The sequence below is a fragment of the Phenylobacterium sp. genome (genome assembly GCF_046590535.1).
Taxonomy (GTDB): domain Bacteria; phylum Pseudomonadota; class Alphaproteobacteria; order Caulobacterales; family Caulobacteraceae; genus Phenylobacterium.
This window is the reverse complement of record NZ_JBKJTG010000189.1, coordinates 1-8,579: the sequence shown is the minus strand read 5'-3', so window position 1 is coordinate 8,579 and position 8,579 is coordinate 1. Positions and strand designations below refer to the sequence as shown.

Below are 8,579 nucleotides of genomic sequence, written 5' to 3'. Positions count from 1 at the left end.
CGCCGCCCGCCTGTTCCCCGCCCTGGCGGACGCCGCCTTCACCACCGCCGCCGGCGTGCGCGGCGCGACCCCGGACGGCCTGCCCATGGTCGGCTGGAGCACCGCCCCCGGAGTCCTGCTGGCCGTAGGCGCGCGGCGCAACGGCTGGCTCCTGGCCCCCCTGGTGGCCCGGATCGTCGCGGCCCAGGTGACGGGGGCGGACGCGGGGGCCTACGCGGCACGGCTGGAGCCGGGGCGGTTTTGAGGGGGGGGTGGTCTTGCGGTGTTCGTGGCAAGCTTGGGCAGGGGATAATGGCGCTGGCCGGATGAGCCGCAATTAGGGCACTACCTAAGCCGATCCGATCAGGCTGGGAAACGGAGCAAGTAGCGACAGGCCTTCTCGCCGAGGAAGTCGCGCAAGTTCCCATCCTGCGATGGAACCGGATTTTGCGCTAATCGCGCAATCGCCTGAACACCCGTTACAGACGCCGACTGATCGCGCGGTTCGTCGCTCAGCAGGCGGGGCGCTGCTGCTATTGCCAGCGCCCCTTCACCGACGCCGGGGACACCGTTCCCACCATCGAGCATAGGAAGGCGATCATGGACGGTGGCGGGGACCACGTCGCCAACCTCGCCGCCGCGTGTTGCACTGCAATAGCCATCGCGGCAGGCAAATGGTGCGCGACCGGCTTACCGCCCAGGCCGCGAAGGGAAACCCCCGCAGATTTCAACCTGCGACGCCACCCGGGGTCATATGTTCCTGGTTTGTTCTTGACAGGCTCAACGCTTCCGCCGATCATCCAGGCGATGATGGGCGGTGTGCGCCCTGGACCCGGCGGGTGCGGGAGGCATCAAGACGGTGGGGCGGAACAACCGTGGCGGCGCAACAGCGAGGATCGACCGGCCCAGGTCGGAGCGGATCGGCATGCCGGCGGCCGGGCATCTTCAAGGTGTAGCGTCTGGCGGGCGGGACCGGGATGCGGCGCGCGGTGACAGGGTCCGTTTCCGGCGGATTAGCGGGGGGTTAACCATGTCAGGGCAGGAGTCCTGCATGGCTATCCAGGGCATTCGCGGGGTGGTGGAGGCGGCGATCCAGCGCGCCAGCCAGGCCACCGGGGTCGACTTCAGCTTCCTGATGAAGACCGCCGGCCGCGAGAGCGGCATGAACCCGCAGGCCAAGGCCGGCACGTCCTCCGCCGCCGGCCTCTTCCAGTTCATCGAGCAGACTTGGCTGGCCACCCTTAAGCAGCACGGCGCCAAGCACGGCTACGCCCGCTATGCGGAGCTGATCAGCCGCGGCGCCGACGGCCGCTACCGGGTGGGCGGGGGCGAGGCGCGGCGCGCGGTGATGGACCTGCGGCTCGACCCGCACGCCGCCTCGCTGATGGCCGGCGAGCTGACCGCCGGTCACGCCGCCTACCTGAAGGGCCGGGTGGGGCGCGACCCCACCGCCGGCGAGCTCTACGCCGCCCACTTCCTCGGGCCGCAGGGCTCGGCCCGGCTGATCGAGGCGGCGCAGGCCCGGCCCGGCGCCTCGGCGGCGCAGATCTTCCCCGACGCGGCCCAGGCCAACCGCACCATCTTCTACCGCGAAGGCCGCGCCGCCACGGTGGCGGAGGTCTATGCCAACCTCACCAAGACCGGCGGCGCGGGCCAGGCCGTCGACGCCCGCACCACGGTCGAGGACGACGGCGGGTTCCTGCAATACGCCTCGGCGCGGCGGTCCTCGCGGATGCGCGAACAGGACGCCCTGGTGGCGATGATCCTGCGCGGCTCCCAGCCTGCCGACCAGGTGGGCATCGGGGCCAGGCTGACCGGCTCGCTGTTCACCGCCGAGATGCTCAAGCTCTTGTCCGATAGCCGGGATGGCTAGAGCGCTTTCCGCCGAAGTGGGAACCGGTTCGGCGCCAGAAAGCGCGACCCCGCAAAGATCAGCCGGCGGCGCCGGCGCTGAACATCGCCTCGATCTCCGCCGGCCCGTAGCCGATCTCGCCCAGGACCTCGCGGGTGTGCTGGCCGAGCGTCGGGGCCGCGGGGCGCCGGTCGATGTCCGCGCCGGGGAAGCGGGCCGGGGCGGCGGGCGACAGGAACGTCCCGCCCTGGCCATCCTCCACCTGGACCAGGGCGCCCGATGCGGCCACCTGCGGGTCGGCGACCACCTCGGCCGGGGTCTGCACCGGCGCCCAGACCATGTCGGCCTCGTCCAGCCGCCCCGCGATCTCCGCAAAGGGCAGGGCCGCGAACGCCTGGTCGAACTCCACGGTCAGCAGGGCGGCGTTGGCGCGCCGGTCCTTGCCGGTCGCGAACCGCTCGTCGTCGACCAGGTCGGGCCGTCCCGCGACCTGGGCGAACAGCGGCCAGTCGGCGGTCCCGCCGCGCGGATTGTGGATGAACCAGCGGCCGTCGGCGCTCTTGTAGAAATTGGCCACCGCATTGATCGGGTTGTCGCGCCGCCGGTTGGACGCCAGCCGCCCGAACCTGAGCTGCACGGCCAGGTCGGAGCCCACGGTGTAGACGCCGGTGGCCAGCAGTGAGGTCTGCACCAGCCGGCCGACGCCGGTCTGCGCCCGCTCATAAAGCGCCGCCAGGATCGCCGAGACGGTGGCCAGCGAGGTGGTGTGATCGCCGACCCCGGTGCGCAGCATGAAGGGGTCCATGCCCTTGGGCGCGGTCATATTGGCCACCCCCGACCGGGCCCAGAAGGCGGTGACGTCGAACCCGGGCTTGTGGGCGTCGGGCCCCTCCAGCCCGTAGCCGGTGATCACCGCATAGACCAGCCGCGGATTGGCGGCCCGCAGGGTCACGTCATCGAGGCCTGAGCGCTTCAGGGACGCGGGGCGGACATTGGTCAGGAACACATCGGCCTGGGCGGCCAGCCGGGCCAGGGCGTCGCGGCCCTCCGGCCTGGCGATGTCCAGGACGATGGCCCGCTTGCCGCGGTTGTCGAACTCGAAGGTGGGGTTCGATCCCAGGTCGGCCTTCAGGTCGGCGAAGACGTGGCGCATGGAATCGCCGCCGGGCCGCTCCACCTTGATCACCTCGGCGCCCCAGTCCCCCAGGATGCAGGCCGCGCCGGGACCGGCGATGTAGGAGGCGAACTCGACGACCTTCAGACCCTTCAGCAGCACGCGCGTTCCCTCGCTCTTTGCGCGGCAGTCTAGACCAGCTTGCGCCAGGGCGCCTGAGCCACTTGCCGGTCGTTGGCCGTGACGCGAGAGCGTTAGTCCACAGGTTCCGCCGCAACCTCTCGTTAAGCCTAAACGCCACATAGTCGACTCGTGGGACTCCAGGTCCTGCACGGGGGGCATTGAGGGGCATGGCGACGACGCGCACCGCGTTGACGGACGAGGACATCCGTACGCTGGTGAAGGGCGCCACGCCCGACGAGCGCGCGGCCGCCGCCCACAAACTTTGCCGTTCCATGGAACGCCTGCCGCTGAGCGACGAGGAGCGGGTGCTGGCCTCCGAGATCCTGCGGATCATGGCGGCCGACGCCGCCGAGCTGGTCCGCCGGGCGCTGGCCGTGACGCTGAAGGCCTCGCCCCTGGTGCCGCGCGACGTGGCGTTGAAACTGGCCCGCGACGTCGAGACCATCGCCCTGCCGATGCTGTCCGCCTCGCCGGCCTTCACCGACGACGACTTGGCCGAGATCGTCCGTCTGGGCGGCCCGGTCCGCCAACTGGCCATCGCCAAGCGCCCGACCCTGTCACGCAAGGTCACCGACAGCCTGGCGGAGGCCGGTGGCGAGCGGGCCGTCGCGGCGGCCTGCGCCAACGATAACGCCGACTTCGCGGAGCGCGCCCTGCAACGGGTGATCGACCGCTTCGAGAGCTCGGAAAAGGTGCTGGCGGCGGTCGCTTACCGCAACGTCCTGCCCATGTCGGTCACCGAGCGGTTGGTGGCGATTGTCGGCGAGCACGTCCGCGACCACCTGATCACCCACCATTCGATCTCGCCCGAGATCGCGCTGGAGATCGCGGTGGGCGCCACCGAGCGCGCCACAATGGATGTGGTGGACCAGGCCGGCCGCACCTCGGACGTGCGCGGCTTCGTCACCCACCTGAACCGCGAGAAGCGCCTGACCGCCTCGCTACTGCTGCGTGCGTTGGCTCAGGGGCACATGACTTTCTTCGAATGGGCGGTGGCAGAGCTGGCCGGGGTGCCGCATCACCGCACCTGGCTGATGATCCACGACGCCGGGCCGCTGGGCCTGCGCGCCATCTATGAGCGGGGCGGCCTGCCGGCGCGGCTGTTCCCGGCTTTCCGCGCCGCGGTGGACACTTTCCACTCCATGGAGTTCGACGGCGGGGCCAAAGACCGCGAACGTTACCAGGAGCGCATGCTGCAGCGGTTCCTGACCCAACCCCAGCCCGCCGCCCGCGACGATGTGGACTATCTGCTCGACAAGATGGACCGTGCGGCCAGCGACCTGCGGGATATCGCCGAGACCGCCTGAGCGCTTGCCCATCGCCGGCGCCCGGCCCAAGCTTGGCCCATGAACGACGCACCTGCCCAGGCGGACATCAAGCCGGCCGCCACCATCCTCCTGCTCCGCGACGATCCGGTCTTTGAAGTGCTGATGGTCAAGCGCCATCACCAGATCGACTTCGCCTCCGGCGCCTTGGTGTTCCCGGGGGGCAAGACCCACGCCGGCGACGACGATCCCGCCTGGGCGGACCATGTCCTGGGCTGGGACGGGTTCGACTCCGTCCAACGTGGCCTGCGCATCGCCGCCATCCGGGAGGTCTTCGAAGAGGCCGGCATCCTGCTCGCGCAGCATGTGGACGGCTCGCCCATCGGCGGCGAGGCCTGTCCGATGGATGTGCGCCTTGCGGTGGACGCCGGCAAGCTCGCCTTCCTGGATGTGGTGCGCGATCTGGGCGCCAAGCTGCAGCTCGACGCGCTGACCGTGTTCGCCCGCTGGATCACCCCGCCGCTGACGCCCAAGCGGTTCGACACCTGGTTCTATGCGGTGAAGGCGCCCGCGGACCAGCTGGCCGCCTGCGACGGGCGCGAGACCGTGGACGCCGAGTGGATCGCGCCGGACGAGGCGCTCAGAATGGCGGCGGCGGGGACCCGCAAAGTGATCTTCCCGACGCGGATGAACCTGCAGCTTCTGGCGGAGGCGTCGAGCGCGGCTGACGCCGTAGCCCGGGCCGCCTCGCGCACCCTGGTGACCGTCGAGCCCAAGGTGCAGTCGAGGCCGGAGGGCCGGGTGCTTGTGCTGCCGCCGGACGCGGGCTACGGCCTAGTGGCCGAGCCGCTGGAAAACGTGATGTGAGAGACGCGGTGGACGCGCTCAGGCGCCCAGTTCGCGGATCCGGCGCTCAAGTTCCTGCACCAGCATCCGCCCAACAGGGTGGTCCTCGCCCTTGATGTCATCGCGCACCGCAGCCTTAATGGCGTCGATGTGGGCGTCGATCAGGCTGATGGGCGCCTCCAGGCGCTTGTCCCGGTCGTCGATCAGCCGGCAGAGCAGGCCGGCGATGCGGGTAATCAGCGGGAAGCCGTAGGTGGCGCCCAGGCCCTTCAAGTCATGGGCCCGGAGATAGAGTGACTCCATGGTGGCCACCGTGACCCCCTGGGTCTTCACCAACTGGCGCGAAGCCTCCAGCTTTTCGACCTCGTCGTTCAGCCACTGCGAGAAGTTGCCGGAGAGGCTCTTGAGCGCCGCCTCCGCCTTGGCGATAATCGCGGGATCGATGGCGCTCAGGCGACTGCCGCCGCCCACCTTGCGGCGCAGTGCGTCGGACGGCTTGATCATCTGACCACTGTTCTGCTGGCTCACGCGCGATCTCCCTGAATGGCCGCGTCGGAAGCTAGGCGGAACCCGTTAATAAGCGGTGAGCCACAACCTACGGTTATCTAGACGGAAAACTGTTCCGCCAGCATCCGTTCCTCGAGACTGCGGCCGGCGTCGAAAAGCATAGTCATGCTGACGTCGCGGTCCTCGGCGATCTGAACCTCGACCACGTCACGGACCTCGAAGTTGTCGGCCACCGCGCTGACCGAGCGCTTGTCGCCCTCCAGAATCTCGAAGGTCACGCGGGCGGTGTGGGCCAAGAGGGCGCCGCGCCACCGCCTCGGCCTGAACGCGCTGATCGGCGTCAGGGCCAACACCTTGGCGTCCAGCGGGATGATCGGCCCGTGGGCGGAGAGGTTGTAAGCGGTGGAGCCGGCGGGGGTGGCCACCAGGGCGCCGTCGCAGGAAAGTTCGTTCAGCCGCACCTTGCCGTCGATGGAAATACGCAGCTTGGCGGTCTGGCGGGTCTGGCGCAGCAGCGAGACCTCGTTAATCGCCAGCGCCAGATGGGCTTCTCCGTGGATGTCCACCGCCACCATCCGCAGGGGATGGATATCGGCCCGCTCCGCGGCGCTGATCCGCTCCAGGAGGCCGTCCTCGCTGTACTCGTTCATCAGGAAGCCGACGGAGCCGCGGTTCATACCGTAGATCGGCGTGCCGCTGGCCATATGCCGGTGCAGCATCTCCAGCATGAAGCCGTCGCCGCCCAGGGCCACGATCACCTGCGCCGCGTCCTCGCCGGCCTCGCCATATCGGGCGGCCAGCTGGTCGCGGGCCTCCTGCGCCTCCGGCCGGTCGCTGGCGGCGAAGGCGATGCGGGTCACAAGGGGGTGGGACGTGGACATCGGCGGGTCACAAGCGGGTAAGGCCGCGGGCTTGTCAAACTGGGTTCAGATGGTGATGGCGGCCTGCCGGAAGGCGGCGCCAGCCACCTTGGGGGTCACCGGACCGAAGGCCCCGGCGGCGCGGCGGGCCCCCTCCGCGCCGCCCGCGGGGCGTCCGCCATTAAGCTGCCGCACCAGCTGCAGGATCGTCGGAAACACGCTGCGGTCGATGCCCACCGCCGCGCAGGCCAGCCCCAGCAGTTCCGGCCGGTCGGAATCGACGGCGCGGCGGATGTGGTCAGCCTCGAAGCGACCCAGCATGGCCAGGGCTGTGCAGAACAGGGTCAGGCGGCCCTCTCGCAAGGCGCGCACCAAGTAGCCCGGACGAAGCTGGCCGGCGGCGTGGAGCTTCTGGGTCAGCCGGCTTTCCATCTCCTCTCGCTCGCCGTCGCGGGCCACCACCACCAGCCCCTGGCCGTCCGGGGCGACGGCGGCATGGGCGTCGCGCACGGCGGCCGCCAGCATCCGGTCGAGATCGGCCTGGTCCAGGCGAAAGCGCTCGGCCAGCGTCTGGCGAAGCGCCTGGCCGACCCAGAGATAGAGCCGCAGGGCCAGCTCTGCGGTGAGCTTGGGGTGGCGCGACAGCGGCGAGCGCAGAGCCGCGATCTGGCGGGCGCTCTCCACCAGCTCCGCCATGTCGGCGTCGCCCAGCTGGGCGGAAGGGTTGCCGGCCAGGGCCGTCAGCACGGCGGGCTCGGCCTGGCAGAGGATCGCCGAGACCACTGTCTCTGAAAGCTGCGGCCGTCGGGCGACCTCGATCTGGTGCTCGATGGTGGCCTCGACCAGCAGGCGCACCAGGTCGCGGTCCTGCAGCAGGGGGCTGGCGGCGATGATCGGCCGGGCGATCTCGATCTCGTCCAGCGCCAGAACATTGATCAGGGCGGGGGGCGCCCATTCGGAGGTGGCCAGTTTCTCGGCGAGGCGGCGACGGATGTCGCGCTCGGCCTCCACCACCAGGCTCAGGAAGATGGAGTTCAGCAGCGCGCGGATCGGTGGGGCGCTCATGGCCTCGGCGGCGTCGCCGGTGTCGCACAGGTCCACGATCGCCAGCAGCAGGCGTTCGCGGTCAGCCGGCGCACGGCTCTTGGCGAGGTCGAGCAGGCTTTCGCTGCTCATCGCGAGGCTCAAGGCCCTAGGTCCCCCAGTTCGCCGCTGCGAACGCGGCGGCATGCCAATCTGCTCGGGTCCGATGAAAACATGCTTAAAGGGGCGACACCAACCGCCGCCTCAAGCGCCGGCCGATCAGGGAGCACGACGCGAGAATGGCCGAACCGCTGATCCTGGCGCTCGACCAGGGCACCACCAGCACCCGGGCGATCCTGTTCGACGCCAGCGGCCGCGCGCTGGCCGAGGCCGGGCGGCCCCTGGAGCAGTTCTATCCCGCCGACGGGTGGGTCGAACATGACGCCGAGGCGATCTTCCAGGCCTCCGTCGAGGTACTGCGCGAGGCGGTCGCCAAGGCCGCACGATCGATGGACGAGGTGGCCGCGATCGGGATCACCAACCAGCGCGAGACGGTGGTGATCTGGGACAAGGCCAGCGGCAAGCCGATCCACCGCGCCGTGGTCTGGCAGGACCGCCGCACGGCCGATGTGTGCGAGCGGCTGCGTGGCGACGGCCACGAGGGCCGGGTCACTGAGATCACCGGCCTGCTGCTCGACCCCTATTTCTCCGGCACCAAGATCGCCTGGGTGCTGGACAATGTCGATGGCGCCCGCCAGCGGGCCGAGGCGGGTGACTTGCTGGCCGGCACCATCGACAGCTGGGTTATATGGAAGCTGACCGGCGGGCGGGTCCACGCCACCGACGCCACCAACGCCTCGCGCACCCTGCTGTTCAACATCCACACCGGCCAGTGGGACGATGAGCTGCTGAAAATCCTCCGGGTGCCGCGCTCGCTGTTGCCCGAGGTG

General features: G+C 70.0%; 9 protein-coding genes. 5 read left to right on the top strand and 4 right to left on the bottom strand.

Annotated features, from left to right (window positions below):
* Together ACLL81_RS11385 and ACLL81_RS11380 are read left to right on the top strand one after the other, a co-directional pair.
* Nucleotides 1-244: FAD-dependent oxidoreductase (locus ACLL81_RS11385; protein WP_411288459.1), on the top strand; the 244-nt coding region annotated here is incomplete at its 5' end.
* A gap of 786 nt (nt 245-1,030) precedes the next feature.
* Nucleotides 1,031-1,852, top strand: coding sequence for a transglycosylase SLT domain-containing protein (locus ACLL81_RS11380; RefSeq protein ID WP_411288458.1), 822 nt, complete (start codon nt 1,031-1,033; stop codon nt 1,850-1,852).
* A gap of 58 nt (nt 1,853-1,910) precedes the next feature.
* On the opposite strand, the gene ACLL81_RS11375 is transcribed toward ACLL81_RS11380, so the two are convergent.
* The gene (locus ACLL81_RS11375) at nt 1,911-3,107 is read right to left on the bottom strand and encodes a CaiB/BaiF CoA transferase family protein (RefSeq protein ID WP_411288457.1); all 1,197 of its coding nucleotides are present in this window, start codon (nt 3,105-3,107) and stop codon (nt 1,911-1,913) included.
* Nucleotides 3,108-3,295: 188 nt separating this feature from the next.
* Between ACLL81_RS11375 and ACLL81_RS11370 the strand changes: the two genes are divergently transcribed.
* Together ACLL81_RS11370 and ACLL81_RS11365 are read left to right on the top strand one after the other, a co-directional pair.
* On the top strand, nt 3,296-4,435 hold the full coding sequence (locus ACLL81_RS11370) for a DUF2336 domain-containing protein (RefSeq protein WP_411288456.1): 1,140 nt from the start codon (nt 3,296-3,298) through the stop codon (nt 4,433-4,435).
* A 39-nt stretch (nt 4,436-4,474) separates the two neighbouring features.
* On the top strand, nt 4,475-5,260 hold the full coding sequence (locus ACLL81_RS11365) for an NUDIX hydrolase (RefSeq protein ID WP_411288455.1): 786 nt from the start codon (nt 4,475-4,477) through the stop codon (nt 5,258-5,260).
* Between the two features lie 18 nt (nt 5,261-5,278).
* Here ACLL81_RS11365 and ACLL81_RS11360 read toward each other — a convergent pair whose 3' ends face one another.
* The 3 genes from ACLL81_RS11360 to ACLL81_RS11350 all read right to left on the bottom strand — a co-directional run bounded on the left by ACLL81_RS11360 (nt 5,279) and on the right by ACLL81_RS11350 (nt 7,782).
* Nucleotides 5,279-5,743, bottom strand: coding sequence for an Hpt domain-containing protein (locus ACLL81_RS11360; protein WP_411288460.1), 465 nt, complete (start codon nt 5,741-5,743; stop codon nt 5,279-5,281).
* A 101-nt stretch (nt 5,744-5,844) separates the two neighbouring features.
* Entirely contained in the window at nt 5,845-6,627 is a 783-nt protein-coding gene (locus ACLL81_RS11355; RefSeq protein WP_411288454.1) for an NAD kinase, read from the bottom strand.
* A gap of 45 nt (nt 6,628-6,672) precedes the next feature.
* Nucleotides 6,673-7,782 carry a DUF2336 domain-containing protein gene (locus ACLL81_RS11350; protein ID WP_411288453.1) on the bottom strand — a complete coding sequence of 370 codons (1,110 nt, stop codon included), beginning with the start codon at nt 7,780-7,782 and terminating at the stop codon, nt 6,673-6,675.
* Between the two features lie 146 nt (nt 7,783-7,928).
* Here ACLL81_RS11350 and ACLL81_RS11345 point away from each other — a divergent pair.
* The coding region (locus ACLL81_RS11345) for an FGGY family carbohydrate kinase (RefSeq protein ID WP_411288452.1) at nt 7,929-8,579 on the top strand (651 nt) is incomplete at its 3' end.